The following is an 18,269-nucleotide window of genomic DNA, read 5'->3' as shown; positions in this document are numbered from 1 at the left end:
TTCAGGTCGGGCGGCGGCGGGCGGCCAGCCGCAACTGGGTCACAAGGAACAATAGCAGGGCGGCGACGACGATGCTCGGTCCGGCCGGCGTGTCGAATTCCAGGGAGGCGAAGAGGCCGAGGGCGACGGCGCCGCAGCCCAGCGCCGATGCCACCAGGGCCATCACCTCCGGCCCGGTGGCGAGGCGTCGCGCGCTGGCCGCCGGGATGATCAGCAGCGAGGTGATCAGCAGGATGCCGACGATCTTGATCGCCACCGCGATCACCGCTGCAAGCAGGATCATGAAGGCGAGGCGCTCGCGCTCCGGGTTCATGCCCTCCGCCGCCGCCAGCTCCGGCGAGACGGTGGCGGCGAGGAGCGGCCGCCAGATCGCCAGCAGGACGGCCAGCACCGCCGCGCCGCCGGCCCAGACGATCGTCACATCGGTCCAGGACACCGCCAGGATGTCGCCGAACAGGTAGCTCAGCAGGTCGACCCGCAGCCAGGCCATGAAGGCGAGCAGCACCAGGCCCAGCGCCAGGGTGGAATGGGCCAGGATTCCCAGCAGCGCGTCGGCGGGCAGCAGGGTCTGTCGCTGCAGCAGGACCAGGGCCAGGGCGGCACAGACGGCCACCCCGAACACCCCGGCCATGATGTTCACCTCCAAAAGGAAGGACAGCGCGACGCCGAGCAGGCCCGCATGGGCCATCGTGTCGCCGAAATAGGCCATCCGCCGCCAGACGATGAAGCAGCCCAGCGGCCCGGCGATCAGCGCGACGCCGAGGCCGGCAGCCAGCGCCCGCAGGAAGAAGGCGTCAAGCATCGCCGGCGCCGTCCGCTGCCTGCGGCCGGCCGTCGAGCGGCACGACGCGACCATCCTCCAGATGCGCATGGTCGTGGCGGTGGCGGTAGACGCCCAGTGTCTCCGCGGCGCGGGAGCCGAACAGCCGGACATATTCCGGGCTGGCGGCGACGTTCTGCGGCGTGCCGGAACAGCAGACATGACCGTTGAGGCAGACCACCCGGTCGGTCTGCGCCATTACCACATGCAGGTCGTGGGAGATCAGCAGGATGCCGCAGTCCAGCCGGTCGCGGATCGTCCCGATCAGGTCGTAGAGCGCGATCTCGCCGCTGAAGTCGACACCCTGGACGGGTTCGTCCAGGACCAGCAGGCCCGGGCGGCGCACCAGCGCGCGGGCCAGAAGCGCGCGCTGGAACTCGCCGCCGGACAGGGTCTGCACCTCCGCCCCGGCAAGGTGATCGATCCCCACCTCGGCCAGCGCGGCCTGGATCTCCGCCTCGCTGAAGCGCCCGGTGAGGGTCATCAGGCGCCGCACGCTCAGCGGCAGCGACCAGTCGATGGAAAGGCGCTGCGGCACATAGCCGATCCTCAGGCCCGGCTCTCGCCGGACCTGTCCCTCGTCGGGGCGCAGGATGCCCAGCAGGGCCTTGGCGGTGGTGCTCTTGCCGCTGCCGTTGGGGCCGATCAGGGAGACGATCTCGCCGCGGCGGACCCACAGGTCGACATGGCGCACCAGCCAGCGGCCGCCGCGATGCACGCCCAGCCCTTCGATCCCGGCCAGCATGTCGGCCGGTGCCGCCTCCGGCATGTGGGCATGCCCGCTGCGGTGCGGATCCTGGTCGGGGGATAGGGCCGGCGGCGCGGCGGAGCGATGCATGATGTCCTGCTGGGGTGGAACTGGAATCGTTATATCATAACGTTTTGATTCTGCCACAACATCGGCACCCAGGCCATGACGCCCCGCGGGGTTTGCCTGAGCCGGCTTGAAACGTTATACCGTAACGCACCTATTTCCCGTCGTTGCTGGATGGACGTCATGCCGCGAAAGATCCTCCCTGTCATCTCCCTCACCGCCTTCCTGCTTCTGGGGTCGGGGGCGGGCGCCACTGCTGCGCCGGAGGTGGTGGCTTCCATCAAGCCGGTCCATTCGCTGGTCGCCGGCGTGATGGAGGGGGTGGGCAGCCCGCACCTGATCGTGCGCGGCGGCGGCTCGCCGCACACCTTTTCACTGCGGCCGTCCGATGCGCGGGCGCTGGCCGATGCCCAGATGGTGGTCTGGGTCGGCCCGGGCCTGGAAACCTTCCTCGAAGGCCCGCTCGACAAACTCGCCGGCTCGGCGGAGGTCCTGAGCCTGGCGGAAGCACCGGGCGTGACCCACCTGCCGTATCGTGAGGGCGGTGCGTGGGAAGGGCATCATCACGATCATGCTGAGGGCGACGGTCACGATCACGACCATGCGGGCGATCACGATCACGCCGACGATCATGACCATGCCGATGACCATGATCACGATCATGCAGACGACCACGACCATGCGCATGGCGATGGTCACGACGGGCAGCATGGCGAGGACCAGCATGTCTGGCTCGACCCGCGGAATGCGCGCGCGATGGTCGCCGCCATCGCGGCCGCGCTGCAGAAGACGGATCCCGCCAATGCGGAACGCTATGCCGCCAATGCCGCGGAGATGGATGCACGCCTGGCAGCGCTCGACACCGAACTCGCTGCGGTCCTGGGGCCGGTCGCCGACCGCCCCTTCGTGCAGTTCCACGATGCCTTCCAGTATCTTGAGGCGCGCTACCGCCTGAACGCCGTCGGCTCCGTCACCGTCAGCCCGGATCGCAGGCCGGGTGCCGAACGGTTGAGCGAGCTGCGTCAGAAGATCCGCGACACCGGCGCGGTCTGCATCTTCACCGAGCCGCAATTTCCGCCGGACCTTGTCGAAGTCGTGATCGAAGGCAGTGCCGTGCGGACCGGCACCCTGGATCCGCTGGGCGCCGACATTCCCGACGGCCCGGCCCTGTACGGGAACCTGATGCGCGGCAATGCGGCGGCGTTGCGGACCTGCCTGTCGCCGGCCGGCTGAGGGCCGCGCGGCGGCGGCGTCATGCAGCGAGCCGCTGCCGACACGCCGCCGCCGCAATCGGCTCTCAGATCCGAACCGTGGCCGGCCGATCCTGCCGGGCCGTTTCCGCACCGGGAGGCGAGGCAGGAGGGCCATGATCGGCATCAAGGAGGCAGTCATGAACAGGAACCGCAGCACAGGCCGCGAGACACAGCAGCCAGACCGGCGGCAGGCGCCGCGCCCCGCACCGGCGGCGCGCCTGCCGCAGGGCGAGATGCAGGCAGTCGCCGGCGGCATCATCGAAGTCTACCCCAGGTGATGTAAGGCCATGCTGCCGCCCCCGCCTGCAGGGCGGGGCGCGGGAGCAGGCCGAAAGCGGGGCCTCAGGCGATCTGTCGCCGGGCCAGCTGCCAGAAGGTGCCGCGCGCGGCCATCAGTTCGTCGTAGCGGCCGCGCTCGACGATCCGGCCCGCCTCCATCACCAGGATGCAGTCGGCGTCGCGGATCGTGCTCAGCCGGTGGGCGATCACCAGGCGGGTCACCCCCAGCGCGGCAATCCGGTCGGTGACCAGGGCCTGCATGCGGTTGTCCAGGGCGCTGGTGCCTTCGTCCAGGAACAGGACCGGCGGCCGGCGGACCAGCGCCCGCGCCAGCAGGATGCGCTGCCGCTGCCCGCCCGACAGGGTGCCGCCATCCTCCGACACGAAGGTCTCCAGCCCCATCGGCAGGTCGGCGATCTCGTCCTCCAGGCCGGCCAGGGCGACCGCATCCCAGACATCGGCTTCGGGCACCATGGTGCCGCCGGCGATATTCTCGTACAGGCTGCCCGGGACCAGCCGGCCCAGCTGCAGCACGGTACCGATCTGCCGGCGCACCCGTCGCGGATCCAGCTGGGCGAGATCCTGCCCGTCATACAGCACCTGGCCGCTTTCCGGCCGCTCGAAGCCCAGCAGCAGCCGCAGCAGGGTCGACTTGCCGGACCCGGATGGGCCGACGATGGCGGTGAAGCTGCCCGGCGCGATCTCCAGGTCGATGCCGTGCAGTACCGCGGGCCGGTCAGCGGCATAGCGGAAGGTCAGGGCATGGGTGGCGATGCGGCCGCCCAGCGGACCGGGATCGGCGGTGCCGGCCGGCGCCTCCGCTTGCGCGGCCAGGACCGGCAGGGCGCGACGCAGCAATGGCAGGGCCTCCACCGCCTGGGTCAGGGCCAGGCCCAGCGCGGCAAGGCCGGCGAGGAACTGGGCGAAGGCCGCGCTGAAGGCGGCGAAGGCGGCCAGGTCGATCGGCACGGGGCGCAGCGCCGCCACCAGGAACATGCCCAGCAGGCCGCAGGACGGCAGGGCCAGGAGCAGGGCGCCGCGTGCGGCCGCGATGCGCCCGCTGCGCCAGGCCGCCGCCTGCCGGTCCCGGAAGCCGGCTTCCCATTGGGCGAAGGCGCGCGCCTCCGCGGCGGCGACCCGCAGCCGGGCGATGCCGGAGAGCAGCGAGACGATCGTACCGGAGGTCCGTCCCTCGGCATCGTACAGGGCCTGCAGCGGGCCGGCCTGCAGCCGTGCGGTGAGCGCCAGCGCCACGATGGCGAGGCCTGCGAAGGCCAGTCCGAAGACCGCCAGGCGCAGGTCGTAGAGCAGCATCAGCAGAAGGCTCAGCGCCGCGAACAGGCCGCCCAGCAGACCGGTGACCACCGGGCCGGTCAGGGTCTGGCGGGCGGCGTCCACCGCCAGAACCCGCCGTGCCAGATCGCCGGCGCTGAACCGCCTGAAGAAGCCGGGGGAGACCCGCAGCAGCCGGTCGAACACCGCGGCCTGCAGGCGCAGGTCGATCAGGGTCGCGGCACGGATGCCGGCCAGGCCGCGGGCCACCGCGAAGCCGGCCATGCCGAGCCCGGCGGCCGCCAGCAGCAGCACCATCTCCGCCAGCAGGGGCAGGCGCGCCTGCGGCAGGGCGGCGCCGATGATCGCCCCGGTGGCCACCGGCACGACCAGGCCCAGCAGCATGGCCGCCCCGCCGGCAGCGAGGGTGGCCAGCAGGGCCCCCCGGGCCGGCGCCAGCGCGAAGCGCCACAGCCCGGATGGCAGGCCGCCGTCTCCGTCCCCCAGGTCGGCGGGCAGGGGCGGATAGACCGCATGGGCGGTCGGCAGCACGGCCTCCGCCCTGGCCGCATCCACCCGCCGGGCGCGGCCGTCGGGCCCGGTCGTCCGCCAGGCGCCGGCCCGCCAGCGGGCGGCGAGTGGCCGCTCGCCCTGCGGGCCGTGATGCCAGAGCAGCATCGGCGGACCCGGCTGCCGCCACCAGCCGGCGCCAAGGGAAACGGCGCGCCAGCGGAAGCCGCCGCTCTCCGCCAGGTGCTGCAGCCGCTGCTCGAGCGACAGGCTGCCGGCCGGCAGCTGCACCACAGGCAAGGGGGTATCGGGCAGCAGGTGACGCAGGGCGGTGGCAAGGGCGGCATCGCCCGCCAGCCCAGCGTCGGGTCCGCCGGCGCTCATGTCCCGGCCTCGCCGCCTTCGGCCGCCAGCATCCGGGCATAGAGCCCGCCTGCCGCCAGCAGGGCGGCATGGTCGCCGCGCTCGGCGATGCGGCCCCGCTCCATCACGATGATCTCGTCGCAGTCCCGCACCGTGCTCAGCCGATGCGCGATCACCAGGCAGGACAGGCCGCGACGGCGCAGGGCGGCCATCACCGCCGCTTCCGTCACGGGGTCCAGCGCGGAGGTCCCCTCGTCCAGCACCAGCAGCGCCGGATCGCGGGCCAGCGCCCGCGCCAGTTCGACACGCTGGCGCTCGCCGCCGCTGAAATTGCGCCCGTCCTCGTCGACACGGGAGTCGAGCCCGCCGGGCAGCCCGGCCAGGAGGGGGGCCAGCGCGGCATCCTCGATTGCGCGGCCGATCGCAGCCTCGGGCAGATCCGGGTCCCAGAGGGTGATGTTGTCGCGCAGGCTGCCGGCGAACAGCGCGATCTCCTGGTCGACGGTGGCGATACGCCGCGCCAGGACCTCGCGCGGCCAGTCCTGCAGGGGGCGCCCGTCCAGCACGATGCGGCCCGCCTCGGGGAGGTGGAGGCCCGTCGCCAGGCGGCCCAGAGTGGACTTGCCGCTGCCGGTCGCACCGACCAGCGCCACCCAGCGGCCCGGCCGCAGGTCCAGGTCGAAGCCGTCGATCAGCGCCGGCGCCTGCGGGTTGAAGCGGAACCGCAGCGCTTCCAGGCGAAGGGAGGCCGGGCCGGCCGGCAGGCCCGCGTCCCTGTCCGGGGCGGCCGGGTCGTGGCGCCAGTCCGGCGGATGACGGGCGACATCGTCGATGCGCAGCAGGCCGGCGGCGGCGCGCTGGCTCTGGCTGGCCGTGGCGACCACCTGCTGCAGCGGGCCGGCAAGGGCCGCGAACAGCGCCTGGAAGGCCAGCAGCGCACCGAGGCTCAGCACCCCGTCCAGCACCCGCAGGCCGCCCAGCGCCAGGGCGGCGGCGATGGTCAGCATCGCGATCAGCGGCTGCGCGATGCCGGCGGCCTGCTCCAGCACGGCCAGGCCCTGCTCGCTGTTCAGCTTGCGCGCCTGGTGGCCGGCCCAGCGGGCGAAGAAGCCGTCCTCGTCGGCATTGGCCTTCAGGGTCTCGATGCTGCGGATGCCGATCACGGTGGTGGCGAACAGCCGCCCGGTATCGGCCTGCAGTCGGATGGAGAGGTCCAGCCGGGCCCGCTGCAGCGCGACCAGCACCAGCAGGCTGGCCAGGGCGCCGGCGGCGGCGATCGCCGCCAGCACCGGGTCCAGCACCGCCATCAGCGCCAGCAGCAGGACGGCGGTCACCAGGTTCACTGCCGCCAGGCTGAAGCCGCTGGCGGTCAGCCGTGCCAGCGCGGGGACCTCCGCCGCGCTGGCCGCCAGGTCGCCCAGATGGCGCTGCGCGTAAAACATCACCGGCAGGTGCAGCATGTGCCCGACCAGCGCGGCCGCCCTTTCCGCCGTCGTGCGCAGTTCAAGCCGCAGCAGCGCCATGCCCTGCAGCCAGCCCAGCACCGCCTGCTGCCCGATGCCCAGGACCAGGAGGCCGGCCAGGACAGCGAGCCAGGGCCGGCCGCGCACCAGGATCTCGTCGACGAAGATCGCGGTGAAGGCCGGCAGCGCGAAGGCGGGGATGGCCAGCAGCACGCCGGTCGCCAGCACGAAGGCCAGGCGGCCGGGGCGTGCCGCGACAGCCGCGACAAGGCGCGATACCGGCCGGGGCGGACGGCCGCCGCGCTGGAAGCCGGGGCCCGGCGCGAAGGTCAGCACGATGCCGGAATAGCCGGTGGCGAACTCGGCCAGGCTGACCTTGCGCCGGCCATGCGCGGGATCGTTCAGGCGCACATGGTCGCCGCGTGCACCCTCCACGACCAGAAAATGGTTGTTGTTCCACAGGACGACCGACGGCAGCGGCCCGGCCAGCACCTCCTCGACGTCCATCCGGTAGCCCTCGGCCTCCAGGCCGTGCGCCGCCGCCACCCGCACCATGCTGCCCGCGGTGCTGCCGTCGCGGGAGACGCCGCAGGCGATGCGCAGTTCCTCCAGCGGCACGTGACGGCCGAAATGGCCCAGGACGATCCCCAGGCAGGCGGCGCCGCATTCCACCGCCTCCATCTGCAGCACGACCGGTGTCCGCACCGGGCGGGAGCGGGGCGGTGCCGGCCCGGTATCGGTCACGGCGCCAGCGCGCCGAACACGGGCAGCAGGAGGGCGATGGGGGCGGTCTCCGCCACCACCACCTCGGCGGCGGCGGCGATGCCCAGGCCGATGGGCCAGGGCGGACCGTCGCCGGCGGTCCAGGCGAAGCCGCTCGGCGTGCCGTCATCCGCCTGCAGACGGATCCGGGCGAGATAGGGATCGCCGGCGACCGTCAGCCTGGCGGCGCGATCATCGTCCTGCAGCAGCGCGGCGATCTCCGCCCGCGACACCGGCAGGTCCGACACCTCGGTGACCGTGCCTGGGATCGCCCCATAGGCGGCATCGGGGACCGTGATCGGGGAAACCCGCGCTGCCATTCCGGCACGGACACGGGGTGCGTCCGCGGTCGACAGGAAGGCCAGCATCTCCGGCGCAGCCAGACGGCTGGCGCCGGCGACCAGGGTTGCCAGCACGGTCGCGGGCCCCACCGCCTGCCCGACGGCCACGCGCAGTTCCTCCACCCTGCCGGCGACGGGAGCGTCGACCCGCTGCAGTGCCGCATATTCCGCCTGCAGCCGGCGGTGGATGGCCGACTGCTCGGCCAGGGCGGCGCGAACGGCACCGGGATCGCCGCGGCCGTCGCGCTGGGCGGCAGATAATTCTTCCATGCGCCTGGCGGACAGGTTCAGCCGCGCTACCACCCGCGGGTCGTGCAGGACCAGCAGCAGGTCGCCGGCGGCGACCTGGTCGCCGGGCACCGCACGGATTTCCGCCACCACGCCGTCCGACAGGGACTGAACCGGATGGAAGCTCTCGCCCTGTTGCAGGATCAGGCCGGTGCCGGCGGCGGTGCTGCGGACTGTGCCGAAGACCGCCCAGGCGAGAACCGCGGCGAGCACCAGGCCCGCGCCGCCGGCCATGAACAGTGCGCCCAGCGGCACCAGCGCGATCCGCGTGTCCACCCCCTCGCGCGCCGCGCGCAGGCGGTCCGTCGCCGCCGGGGCCGGACGCACCGGCGCGGCTTGGGACTCGCTGTCCGTCTCTTCGGGCATGGCTGGCGGCGGGACCGGGAAAATGGCGTTTCGCCGGTGATAGCAGGCCCGTGCCCGCCGTGCCACTCGCGCCCGCCGAGGGGGCTCGCTGAAACCCGCCGGACGGGATGTCGCCACATTCGGCGCCCTTATCCATCATGAGGCGGCAGGATCAGGCCGTCGCCAGGACCCAGGCAGGGAGACCAATGCGATGACCGGAACCGAGATCAGGACCAAGACAGCGAAGCGGGCGGCCGACGCCGGGACCGCGGCGGCAATGGCCAAGGCGGCGTTGCCGGCCGGGGAACTCGACAGCCTGTCGGGCGGCGGTGACGTCTTCACCTACACGCCGACGCCGGCGGCGCGGGAAGGGGGATCCGGCTTTTGAGGCAGAGGCCGGATGCAGGAATCGCCGGGGCGCGACAGCCGCGAAGCGACGCTGGAACAGGAGATTGGAACAATGACCAGGAGCACGAGGGCGACCAGGGCGGAAACCGAAGCCGGCAAGACCGGCGGCAGCCGGCCCGCAACCCTGTCCGCCGCCGCGTTGGAGCATGTGCCGGCCGGCACGGCCGCCCCGATCACGCTGGGCACCGCCACCAATGCCTTCTTCACCATCCTGCGCTGACCGCGCGACGGGGAGCAGCGACAGATCATGACAAGCACCGATGAAGGCAGGGCGACCGGAGCGAACGGCCCCGCGCGGCGCCGGCCCGCGGTCCAGAGGAAGGACGCCGTGCCCGCCGGCGCACTGGATCGCGTGACGGGCGGTACGATCAATGACGCCCCGACGCTCGGCGGGATCTGACCCGGGCCGCAGGCTTCTCCTGCCGGGGTTCGGGATCGCCGCGTCTCTCTTCGACCAGGCTGACACCACCGGGGCGCCGGCCAGGCAGCCGGCGCCCCGGTCGCTATGGGCCGCCGACGGCCAGGCCTGCGCCCGCTTCGGAAACCGCGCCGCCGGAGGCCGGCCACATTCGGCCACCTAATCCAAACCTATGGGGCGGCGATGGCGAGCCGGCTCCGGAACCAGCGACGCAGATGGCGCGAAGCGACGCCTCCATCAGGGAGACAGGCACGATGACCAGGAGCAATACCACCCCGAGCGAGGCGGCACCCGCGAACGGGAACACGTAAGGACAAGGCAGCGCCGCCGATGCAGGCACGCGATCTGCAGGCACTGTCCGCCGGCAGCGTCGACTGGGGATGGATCTGGTGACCCTGGCCGCGCAACGGCCATTCAAAGAAGCGGAGACAGGGACGATGACCAGGAGAACCAACAGGACAGGCGAGACCGGCGGCGCCGGAGGCAGCAGGCCCGCATCGCTGCCGGCCGCCGACCTGGACCGCCTGTCGGCGGGGGCGATCGCACCGGGCAGTGCATCGAACACCTTCTTCATCATTCTGCGCTGACTCCGATCGGCGCGCGGATACAGAGCCAGCAGGAGTGTCAGAGAATGGACAGCGTCACCGCCGGGAAGAAGACTGACGGGGAAAAGACAGACAGCAAGAGGACCGGCGCCGACGGCACCGATAGCCCTGGCAGCGCCGGCATACGGGCCGGCAAACCGAAGGCACCCGCCTCGGCCGACGATCTGGACGGGGTACCGGGCGGCTATGAACCGACCATCAGCGGCAGCTATGGTTTCTGACACCGGAAGCCCCATGCCTTGAGGCCCGTCGCCGCCCGTTCCATCCTGCGCCCAGGTTCGACCGCGGCGGGGAGGGGCGGCGATGGACGAGGAAGCGCTGATCCTGGTGGCGGCTGCAGTGCTGGCCTACGGCCTGCTGTCGCGGCGCCTGCAGGGTGGGCTCCTGACCCTGCCGCTGCTGTTCGTCGCCTTCGGCTGGGCGGTGGGCGATGGCGGGCTGGGGCTGGCGGCGCTGCATCCCGAGCATGGCGTGATCCACCTGGTCGCCGAGGCGACCCTGATCCTGGTCCTGTTCACCGACGCCTCGCGCATCGACCTCGGCCGGCTGGTCGCCGACCATACCCTGCCCATGCGCATGCTGCTGTTCGGCCTGCCGCTGACCGTGGCGGCGGGGACCGCGGCGGCGCTGCTGATCTTCCCGCATTTTTCCCTGGCGGAGGCGGCCCTGCTGGCAGCCGTGCTGGCCCCGACTGACGCGGCCCTGGGCCAGGCCGTCGTTTCCAGCAAGGCGGTGCCGGTGCGGATCCGCCAGAGCCTGAACGTGGAGAGCGGGCTGAACGACGGGCTGGCCCTGCCGCTGGTCCTGGTCTGCGCGCTCTGGGTCGGCGGCGCGGCGGCGGAGCAGGCGGCCGGGGTCTCGAGCTCTGCCGATCTCGCCTGGTTCGCGCTGGCGCAGGTGACCCTGGGGCCGGCGGTCGGTGGCCTGGTCGGCTGGGCCGGCGCCCTGCTGATCGACGCCGCCACTGCGCGCGGCTGGATGACCGCCGGCTTCCAGGGCCTGGCCAGCCTGGCGATCGCCGTGCTGGCCTTCGCGCTGGCGGAGCAGGTCGGCGGCAACGGCTTCATCGCCGCATTCGCGGCCGGCCTGGCCTTCGGCCATGCCGTGAAGGTGCGCGGCAACTTCATTTATGAATTGATGGAGAGCGAGGGCCAGTTCCTGACCCTGCTGACCTTCCTTGTGTTCGGTGCCGCCATGCTGCCGGAAGGGCTGGCCGGCCTGTCCTGGGATATGCTGCTCTATGCGCTGCTGAGCCTGACGGTGCTGCGCATGCTGCCTGTGGCCCTGTCCTTGGTCGGATCCGGGGTGTCGTTCGCCACCATCGGCTTCCTGGGCTGGTTCGGGCCGCGTGGCCTGGCCTCGATCCTGTTCGCGCTGCTGATCGTCGAACGCTACGACCTTGTCCGGGCGAAGGAACTTCTGGCGATCACCATCGTCACCGTCGGCCTGAGCGTGCTGCTGCACGGCGTCACCGCGGCGCCGCTGGCGCGCGCCTATGGCCGGCTGATGCAGGGCCGGCTCGACGCCGACCGCGGCCCGGGGCCGGAGCACCGGCCGGTCAGCGAGATGCGGGTGCGCCACCGCTACGGCAACGGCGAGCATCGCGGCTGAACCCGGCCAGTGTCGCGGCGGCGGCCAGGGTGGCCCTGGCGGCGCCGAACCGGACCATGTGGCGGCAGCCGACAGGCTCGGGTGACCCCTCCGGAAGCGGAGCCTAGGCGGTGACGTTCAGTCAACTGGTCCAGCCCAGCGCCGCTCGAACCGGGGCGGGCCATGCGTGTTCCTGCCGGTACGATACTCAAACCGGAGGATGGTCATGCCTGCCAAGTCGAAGAGCCAGCAGAAGGCAGCAGGTGCCGCCCTTGCCGCCAAGCGCGGCGAGCAGATGGTCGGGTCCCTGCAGGGAGCGGCGAAGTCGATGTACGAGTCGATGAGCGAGCGGCAGCTGGAGGAATTCGCGGAAAGCGGCCGCAAGGGCAAGACGGAGCACAAGTCGTCGTCTTGACGGGCATGCCCTTGCCGGCGGTGCGGCCGGCGGTCCATGCTCGGCGGGCCGCAAGGGAGTGACCGCCCGAGAGAGCCCTGCCATGGCGAAGAGCCGCGTCCTGACCCGCCCGGAGCGTATTGCAGACGCCATCGTGCATGTCGTCGGCCTGGCCTGCGGCCTTGCCGCCTGCATCGCCCTGGCGGCGATCGCCGCGCCGAGCGCGGATGCGCGGCTCGGTATCGCGCTGGCGGTCTACGGCGCCGGGCTGATGACGATGCTGGGCTGCTCCGCTGCCTACAACCTCAGCCGCTCGCCGCGGCAGAAGCGCTGGCTGCGGCGCATCGACCATGCGGCGATCTTCGTGATGATCGCCGGCACCTATACCCCCTTCGCGATGATCAGCCTGCAGGGCGCCTGGGGCTGGGGCCTACTGGGCTTCGTCTGGGTGGTCGCCCTGGCCGGGGTGGCGGCGAAGCTGTTCCTGGCGGAGCGCTTCGAGCGCTTCTCGATCCCCGCCTACCTGCTGCTCGGCTGGACCGTCCTGGTGGCGCTGGAGCCGCTGCTCTCGGCGCTTTCCCTCGCCGGCCTGCTGCTGCTGGGCATCGGCGGGCTGCTCTACACGATCGGCGTGCTGTTCTACCGCTGGGAGCGGCTGCCGTTCCAGACGGCGATCTGGCATGTCTTCGTCCTCGCCGCGGCCGCCTGCCATTTCTCTGCCGTGCTGGGCGATGTCGTCCTGGCGGCGGCATGACCGGTCCGCCCTGCCGGACTGCGGCGGCACCCGATCCCGACGGTCACATGCGGAGATGGAGGCGCCGCCGCTTCGCCTTCCGCGGCCCCGACCTGTCAGTCTGGGGCGCCCGGCACCGGATGGCCGGATTGGCGCCGGGCCGAACGGCCCCGCAGCGAAGCGAATGGAAGAGATGGTCTGGAAACCGGTCAGGAAGGGGCGGCCCGCGACCAGCGGTCAGCACGGTAGGCGGCCGGATCCGGCCGTCCGGAACGCCGGCAAGCTGGACTGCGGCAAGCTGGACGATGTTGCCGGTGGCGCCTTGCCCGCGGTGAACGACCCGTACAGCGAGAATTTCTGAGCCGCTGCCGCGGACGGCGCGCTGCGGAATGTGCCTTCAGCCGCCGGTTACGGCACCCCCCAGCAGCAAGGTCATGCCGCCGCAATAGAGCAGCAGCAGCAGCACGCTCTCGAAGCCGATATTGGCCAGGCCGTGGCGCTCGCGCTGGATCAGGCCCAGCAGCAGCACCGTCGTCATGACGATGGTGAGCAGGATGACAAAGACCTGCTCACCGGTCATCGCGTGATAGATCGAGCCCGGATAGGCGAGGTCGGCGAAGGCGGTGAACAGCACGTCGAAGGTATTGCCGCCGACGATGCCGCCGAAGGCCAGGGTCAGTGCACCGCGGCGGACCGCGGCGACGGTGGTGACCAGTTCCGGGGTCGAGGTGGCGACCGAGGTCAGCAGGGTGCCGACGATGCCTTCGGACAGGTCGGTCCGGCTGGCAATCACCAGGCCCGTCTGTGCGATGACATAGCCGGCGCCGCCGACCAGCAGGCCCAGCACCGCGACCATCGCCGCCACCCGCCAGGGCGAGCGACCGGAATCCTCGTCATCTGGCACATCCTCCCGCGTCTCCCGGGTGCGGAGCGGCCGCCACATCGGCTGCTCGCGGCTGCGGCGGGCCAGCGCGATGCTGCCTGCATAGACGGCGAACAGCATGAAGCTCGCCGGATGGATCCCCCAGAACGTCGCCGGTGCGACCTGGCGCGCCAGCAGCGGGATCGCCAGCATCGCGATCAGGGTCACGCCGTTGATCATGTTGGGCAGCGACGCGGCGGCATGTTCCAGGTTGACCCGCCGGTAACTCCAGTCCGCCACCACCAGGAATACGGTCTGCGCGGCGATCCCGCCCACCGCGTTGGAGACGGCGAGCTCGGCATGGCCGCCGGCCGCCGCGCTGACCGAGGTGACGCCGCCGGACAGCGAGGTGACCGCGCCCAGGATGACGCCGCCGACGATCGCCTCCCCCCAGCCGGTCATGTCCGCCAGGCGGTCGGCCAGGCGGGTCAGGTGGACCCCCGCCCCCAGCACCAGCAGCGACGCGGCAAGGAACAGGGCGAGCGCGGCCGGCAGGCCGAGGGCGGTAAGGTCTGGCACGGGTCCGGAGGGCGGTCCTGGTCTGTCCTGCGATGGGCCGGACGCTCAGGCGCCGGCCCGGATCGGATGCACGGTGGCGCTGCCGGCCCGCGCCGCGGGCCCGTTCACGACGGCCTCCAGGGTGGTGCTGCAGAACGCCTCCAGGTCACCCGGATTGCGGCTGGTGATCAGGTTGCCGTCGACCACCACAGGCTCGTCGACCCAGTTGGCGCCGGCATTGCGCATGTCGGTGCGGATCGAGGCGAAGGAGGTTGCCCGGCGGCCGCGCAGAAGGTCCGCCTCGACCAGCAGCCAGGGGCCGTGGCAGATTGCTGCCAGGGGCTTTCCGGACTCCATGAAGTCGCGCACGAAATCCACCGCCGCCGCCTCCTGGCGCAGGGTGTCGGGATTGTAGACCCCGCCCGGCAGCACCAGGGCGTCGAAGTCGTCCGGGGTGACATCGGCCAATATGCGGTCCACGTCGACCTTGTCGCCGGGTTCGTGGCCCTTCACGCCGCGGATACTGCCGCTGTCCAGGGAAACCACAGACACCTCATGCCCCGCCTCCATCAGGGCGCGGCGCGGTTCCGTCAGTTCCGACTGTTCGAAGCCGTCGGTGGCGAGAATGGCGATCTTCTTCTTCGCGGACATGGCGATGTCCTTTCCAATGCGTCTGGCAAAAGCGCTTCCGTGGTGCCGACCCCCGCAATGCCAACATGCGGCCGGCGGGCTTGGTTCCCGCACCGGTCCCGCCAGTGCGCCGATGCCGGCCGGCAACGGAACGACGGCCGGGCAGAGGGTGTTGCCCGGATGCTCGCCGAATGACGGTGGCTCGCGCTGGTGAGGCCCATCGTCGCGTTCGGCAATGGTTCCAGATGCCAAGGAGGCGAGCCATGCAGATCAAGGAAATCATGACATCCAATGTCGAGATCTCCTCCCCCGGCACCACTCTTGCCGAGGCGGCGCGGGAGATGAAGGCGCGCGATATCGGCTTTCTGCCGGTCGGCTACAAGGATCGCCTGGTCGGCATGGTGACCGACCGCGATATCGTGGTGCGCGGTCTTGCCAACGGCCACGACCCGCAGATTGCGACCTTGCAGGACATCATGACCGGGCAGGTGCTCTATCTCTATGACGACCAGACGATCGAGGAGGCGGCCGAGAGCTTCGCCCGCAATGCTGTGCGCCGCATGGCGGTGGTCGATCGCGACAAGCGGCTGGCCGGTATCGTCACCCTGGGCGATCTCGCCGCCCACGGGATGAGGGCCGAGGCGGGCGATGCCCTGGAGGTGATCTCCGGGGCGGCCTGAGCCTGACGGCCGACGAGCCAGGCAGTTCAGGGCCCGGCCGCGGCTCACCGCGGCCGGGCCTTTGACCCTCCGGAAGCCTTGGCCTATGCCTGGAACCTCGTCAGTTGCGAGGCGCCATGACCGAGATCATCGACTTCCACGCCCATGTCTATTTCAGCGAGGAGACGGCCGAGCAGGCCCACGCCCTGTGCGAGGCCGCGCGCGACCGCTTCGGCGTGACGATGGGGCGCTTTCACAAGAAGCCGGTCGGCCCGCATCCCTGCTGGAGCTGCCAGCTTTCCTTCCTGCCGGAGAAGTTCGGCGAGGTGGTGCCCTGGCTGGCGCTGAACCGCGACGGGCTGACGATCTTCACCCATCCGCAGACCGGCGACGACCTGACCGACCATACCCGGCACGCGATCTGGATGGGCCAGATGCTGCCGCTCGACCTGCGGCAGTTCCGGAAGGGGGCCGCCTGAGCCTGCGTTGCGACTGATGGCGCCGCCGGCAGGCGGCGCCGGGCCCGCACAGGCGAATACCGAAATCCTGCAGACACCATCCAGCCGCATTCCGACGCGACCTGCCCGTCATGGTCATCCCTCGAAGCGGAACGGAGAAAGCGATGCAGGGCCCGGACGAAGACCGCAGTGAGTGCCGCAACAGCGCAGTGCTGCAGCCCGCTGGCCGGGAGCAGCTGCGCCGCCAGCGGCGATGCCGGCTGGACGGCGCCGCGCTGGACACATTGTCCGGCGGCACCCTCATGCCGATCATCCACAGCACTGAATGAGCGGTGGACGCGGCGCCGGTCCCGCAACGGCCGGGGCAGCGAGACCGGACATGCCCAGGGCCCTGCCCGCTGCGCGCAGGGCGGCGGCCTGACGATCCTGGCCCGGCAGTCGTCATTGTATTGAGAATGGTTCGCACCTCAGATAGCATCACCGCCTGATCCGCGGCACCATGCCGCCCTCGGGACGCCATCGCGGGCTTCCTGCACCCGGACGGGGGCAACAGGTCGGGAACCATGCCGGAATCGCCGCTGGTACAGGCTTTCAGGGAGAATGAGCGCGACCTGGTCCAGTTCCTGGTCGCGCGGCTGAAATCCGCTTTTGCCGCCCAGGACATCGCGCAGGAACTCTACCTGAAGGTCGCCTCGCTGGACGGGCATGAGCCGGTGCGCAATGGCCGCGCCTACCTGTTCCGTATGGCCGCCAACCTGGCGATCGACCACCAGCGACGCGAAAACCGGCAGGTGGAACTGCTGGCCGAGGCGCAGGCCTGGCTGGCGGATGGCCAGGAACCCGCCACGCCCGAACGGACCCTGATCGCGCGCGCCGAACTCAGGCGGCTTGAACGGGCACTGGCCGAACTGCCCCCGACGACCCGCCGGATCTTCCATCTGAGCCGCTTCGAGGAGAAGTCGCAGCGCGAGATCGCGGCGATCGTCGGCCTCTCGCCCACCGCCGTGTTCAAGCATCTGCGCAATGCGCTGGATCACCTGGCCAAGGTGCGCGACCCCTGATCATGCCGGTCGACCTGTGCGCGTTGCCGGAGGTGAGCGATCGGCATCGCCAATCGTCATGTAAGGGGCAGGTACCGCCCTCGTGCCGGCGGAGCGGAGGGACGATCGCATCCGCCGCCTCCGGCTGCCTGGAGAGTCCCCTGATACGGAAGGGCCGATGACGCAGGAACGCGAAGAGGATCCGGTGACCGCGGCGGCCCGCGACTGGGTGCTGCGGCTGGCATCCGGCGACCTCGAGGCTGCCGAGATGGCGGCGTTCCGGAACTGGGTCGACGGGGCACCTGCCCATCGTTCGGCATTCGAACGGGAACGCCGCTTCTGGCAGCGCCTTGGCGGCCTCCATGCCAGATCGGAGGCCCTGCTGCAGGAGGCGCCCGCCGCAGCGCCGCCGCGGCAGCGGCCGGTTCCCGCCGGCACCGGTCGGCGGCCGGGTCGGCGCGCGCTGCTGGCGGGCGGCCTCGCCGCCGCCTGCCTGGCGCTGCTGCTGCTGTTCGGTGGCCAGCTGCGGCTCGGCCTGCTGTCCGACCACCGTACCGGCGTCGGCGAGCAGGCGCTGGTGACCCTGCCGGACGGTTCCGTCGCGCATCTCAACACCGACAGCGCCATCGCGGTGGATTTCTCCGCCGGTGCGCGGCAGATCGAACTGCTGCAGGGGGAGGCGTTCTTCGAGGTGCGACCGGATCCCGCCCGGCCGTTCCGCGTCATCGCGGCGGGCGGAGAGACGCGTGCCGTCGGTACCGCGTTCGTCGTGCGGCGCGCGGCGGACGGCGCGACGATCACGGTCACCGAAGGGCGGGTCGCGGTGACATCGCCGCGGGACGATGCCGACCCGGCCGCTTCCGTCCTGGCGCGTGCCGGCGAACGGACCGCCTATGCGGAGGGTGCCGCGCCCGCAGTGCCGGTCGCCCGGGATCCGGCCATGGCGGCACCCTGGCGACGCGGTGTCATCGTCATCGACGACCTGCCGCTGGATGCCGCCCTGGCCGAAATCGACCGCTACCGGCCGGGCCGGATCCTGCTGCTGGATGGGAGCGACCGCTACGACCGGGTCTCGGGCGGGTTCGACATCGACCGGCTGGATGCCGCGATCGCCGGTCTCGCCGCGACACACGGCCTGACAGTGACCGCGATCGGCCCCTATCTGCTCGTCCTGCGCTGAGCCCCCGCTGCGGCGTACCAAAAAATCTTTCCCTTCAGGTGAGCAGGCGGCCCCTGCCATGCGTCTTGGCTGTGACATTGGGTGCGAATGACACCTATTCGCATGCTTGAGAGATGCCTGGCCGGCAGACGGATCTGCCGCCGCGAAGGGGGACAGGAAATGGGGTGGACGCCGGAAAACGGGGCGCCTGGCGCAGCGCAGGCCCGTGAGGTTGGGACGCGCGG

Annotated in this window: 21 protein-coding genes; 14 read left to right on the top strand and 7 right to left on the bottom strand. The window is 71.4% G+C overall.

The features are described from left to right. Position 1: 1 nt before the first annotated feature. Both ACFOGJ_RS27400 and ACFOGJ_RS27395 read right to left on the bottom strand, forming a co-directional pair. Positions 2-802, bottom strand: coding sequence for a metal ABC transporter permease (locus ACFOGJ_RS27400; RefSeq protein ID WP_379906471.1), 801 nt, complete (start codon positions 800-802; stop codon positions 2-4). After that, entirely contained in the window at positions 795-1,658 is an 864-nt protein-coding gene (locus ACFOGJ_RS27395; protein WP_449288613.1) for an ATP-binding cassette domain-containing protein, read from the bottom strand. Before ACFOGJ_RS27395 ends, ACFOGJ_RS27400 begins: the two co-directional genes overlap by 8 nt. A 159-nt stretch (positions 1,659-1,817) precedes the next feature. On the opposite strand from ACFOGJ_RS27395, the gene ACFOGJ_RS27390 reads away from it, so the two are divergent. Next, positions 1,818-2,867, top strand: a complete 1,050-nt coding sequence (locus ACFOGJ_RS27390; protein ID WP_379906470.1) for a zinc ABC transporter substrate-binding protein — start codon at positions 1,818-1,820, stop codon at positions 2,865-2,867. Between the two features lie 133 nt (positions 2,868-3,000). Further along, positions 3,001-3,165, top strand: coding sequence for a hypothetical protein (locus tag ACFOGJ_RS27385; RefSeq protein ID WP_379906469.1), 165 nt, complete (start codon positions 3,001-3,003; stop codon positions 3,163-3,165). Between the two features lie 64 nt (positions 3,166-3,229). On the opposite strand, the gene ACFOGJ_RS27380 is transcribed toward ACFOGJ_RS27385, so the two are convergent. From ACFOGJ_RS27380 to ACFOGJ_RS27370, 3 genes are read right to left on the bottom strand one after another with little or no spacing between them, the layout of a single operon-like run. Beyond that, positions 3,230-5,332 carry an ATP-binding cassette domain-containing protein gene (locus ACFOGJ_RS27380; RefSeq protein ID WP_379906468.1) on the bottom strand — a complete coding sequence of 701 codons (2,103 nt, stop codon included), beginning with the start codon at positions 5,330-5,332 and terminating at the stop codon, positions 3,230-3,232. Beyond that, the gene (locus ACFOGJ_RS27375; protein ID WP_379906467.1) at positions 5,329-7,464 is read right to left on the bottom strand and encodes a cysteine peptidase family C39 domain-containing protein; all 2,136 of its coding nucleotides are present in this window, start codon (positions 7,462-7,464) and stop codon (positions 5,329-5,331) included. The genes ACFOGJ_RS27380 and ACFOGJ_RS27375 overlap by 4 nt, the downstream gene beginning before the upstream one ends. 50 nt (positions 7,465-7,514) lie before the next feature. After that, the gene (locus ACFOGJ_RS27370; protein ID WP_379906466.1) at positions 7,515-8,531 is read right to left on the bottom strand and encodes an HlyD family efflux transporter periplasmic adaptor subunit; all 1,017 of its coding nucleotides are present in this window, start codon (positions 8,529-8,531) and stop codon (positions 7,515-7,517) included. Between the two features lie 190 nt (positions 8,532-8,721). Between ACFOGJ_RS27370 and ACFOGJ_RS27365 the strand changes: the two genes are divergently transcribed. The 7 genes from ACFOGJ_RS27365 (at position 8,722) to trhA (ending at position 12,679) form a co-directional block, all read left to right on the top strand. Next, positions 8,722-8,898, top strand: a complete 177-nt coding sequence (locus ACFOGJ_RS27365) for a hypothetical protein (protein WP_379906465.1) — start codon at positions 8,722-8,724, stop codon at positions 8,896-8,898. A 72-nt stretch (positions 8,899-8,970) separates the two neighbouring features. Then, entirely contained in the window at positions 8,971-9,138 is a 168-nt protein-coding gene (locus ACFOGJ_RS27360) for a hypothetical protein (RefSeq protein WP_379906464.1), read from the top strand. A gap of 578 nt (positions 9,139-9,716) precedes the next feature. Then, positions 9,717-9,923 carry a hypothetical protein gene (locus tag ACFOGJ_RS27355; RefSeq protein ID WP_379906463.1) on the top strand — a complete coding sequence of 69 codons (207 nt, stop codon included), beginning with the start codon at positions 9,717-9,719 and terminating at the stop codon, positions 9,921-9,923. Positions 9,924-9,967: 44 nt separating this feature from the next. Further along, complete coding sequence (locus ACFOGJ_RS27350) at positions 9,968-10,162, top strand: hypothetical protein (protein ID WP_379906462.1); 195 nt, start codon at positions 9,968-9,970, stop codon at positions 10,160-10,162. Positions 10,163-10,244: 82 nt separating this feature from the next. Continuing rightward, positions 10,245-11,552, top strand: coding sequence for a cation:proton antiporter (locus ACFOGJ_RS27345; RefSeq protein WP_379906461.1), 1,308 nt, complete (start codon positions 10,245-10,247; stop codon positions 11,550-11,552). 205 nt (positions 11,553-11,757) lie between these two features. Further along, positions 11,758-11,946, top strand: a complete 189-nt coding sequence (locus tag ACFOGJ_RS27340) for a DUF3008 family protein (RefSeq protein ID WP_379906460.1) — start codon at positions 11,758-11,760, stop codon at positions 11,944-11,946. A gap of 82 nt (positions 11,947-12,028) precedes the next feature. Next, positions 12,029-12,679 carry a PAQR family membrane homeostasis protein TrhA gene (gene trhA / locus ACFOGJ_RS27335; RefSeq protein WP_379906459.1) on the top strand — a complete coding sequence of 217 codons (651 nt, stop codon included), beginning with the start codon at positions 12,029-12,031 and terminating at the stop codon, positions 12,677-12,679. 376 nt (positions 12,680-13,055) lie between these two features. Here the strand turns inward: trhA and ACFOGJ_RS27330 are convergent, their stop codons facing one another. Continuing rightward, positions 13,056-14,099, bottom strand: a complete 1,044-nt coding sequence (locus tag ACFOGJ_RS27330) for a sodium:calcium antiporter (protein ID WP_379906458.1) — start codon at positions 14,097-14,099, stop codon at positions 13,056-13,058. Positions 14,100-14,144: 45 nt separating this feature from the next. Then, positions 14,145-14,729, bottom strand: a complete 585-nt coding sequence (locus ACFOGJ_RS27325; RefSeq protein ID WP_379906457.1) for a type 1 glutamine amidotransferase domain-containing protein — start codon at positions 14,727-14,729, stop codon at positions 14,145-14,147. Between the two features lie 242 nt (positions 14,730-14,971). Here ACFOGJ_RS27325 and ACFOGJ_RS27320 point away from each other — a divergent pair, with 242 nt between their 5' ends. The 5 genes from ACFOGJ_RS27320 (at position 14,972) to ACFOGJ_RS27300 (ending at position 18,045) form a co-directional block, all read left to right on the top strand. Beyond that, positions 14,972-15,388, top strand: a complete 417-nt coding sequence (locus ACFOGJ_RS27320; RefSeq protein WP_379906456.1) for a CBS domain-containing protein — start codon at positions 14,972-14,974, stop codon at positions 15,386-15,388. 116 nt (positions 15,389-15,504) lie between these two features. After that, positions 15,505-15,846 (top strand): DOPA 4,5-dioxygenase family protein, encoded by a 342-nt coding sequence (locus ACFOGJ_RS27315; protein ID WP_379906455.1) that lies wholly within the window; start codon positions 15,505-15,507, stop codon positions 15,844-15,846. A 143-nt stretch (positions 15,847-15,989) separates the two neighbouring features. Then, on the top strand, positions 15,990-16,154 hold the full coding sequence (locus ACFOGJ_RS27310) for a hypothetical protein (RefSeq protein WP_379906454.1): 165 nt from the start codon (positions 15,990-15,992) through the stop codon (positions 16,152-16,154). Between the two features lie 234 nt (positions 16,155-16,388). Then, the gene (locus tag ACFOGJ_RS27305) at positions 16,389-16,886 is read left to right on the top strand and encodes an RNA polymerase sigma factor (protein ID WP_379906453.1); all 498 of its coding nucleotides are present in this window, start codon (positions 16,389-16,391) and stop codon (positions 16,884-16,886) included. Between the two features lie 157 nt (positions 16,887-17,043). Further along, a complete protein-coding gene (locus ACFOGJ_RS27300; protein ID WP_379906452.1) occupies positions 17,044-18,045 on the top strand; it encodes a FecR family protein in 1,002 nt (333 codons plus the stop codon). The last annotated feature ends 224 nt before the right edge of the window (positions 18,046-18,269 follow it).

Source organism: Marinibaculum pumilum (genome assembly GCF_042646425.1).
In the GTDB taxonomy this organism is placed as follows: Bacteria; Pseudomonadota; Alphaproteobacteria; order Ferrovibrionales; family Ferrovibrionaceae; genus Marinibaculum; species Marinibaculum pumilum.
The sequence above is the reverse complement of the archived record's forward strand: the minus strand, read 5'-3'. Positions and strand labels throughout refer to the sequence as shown.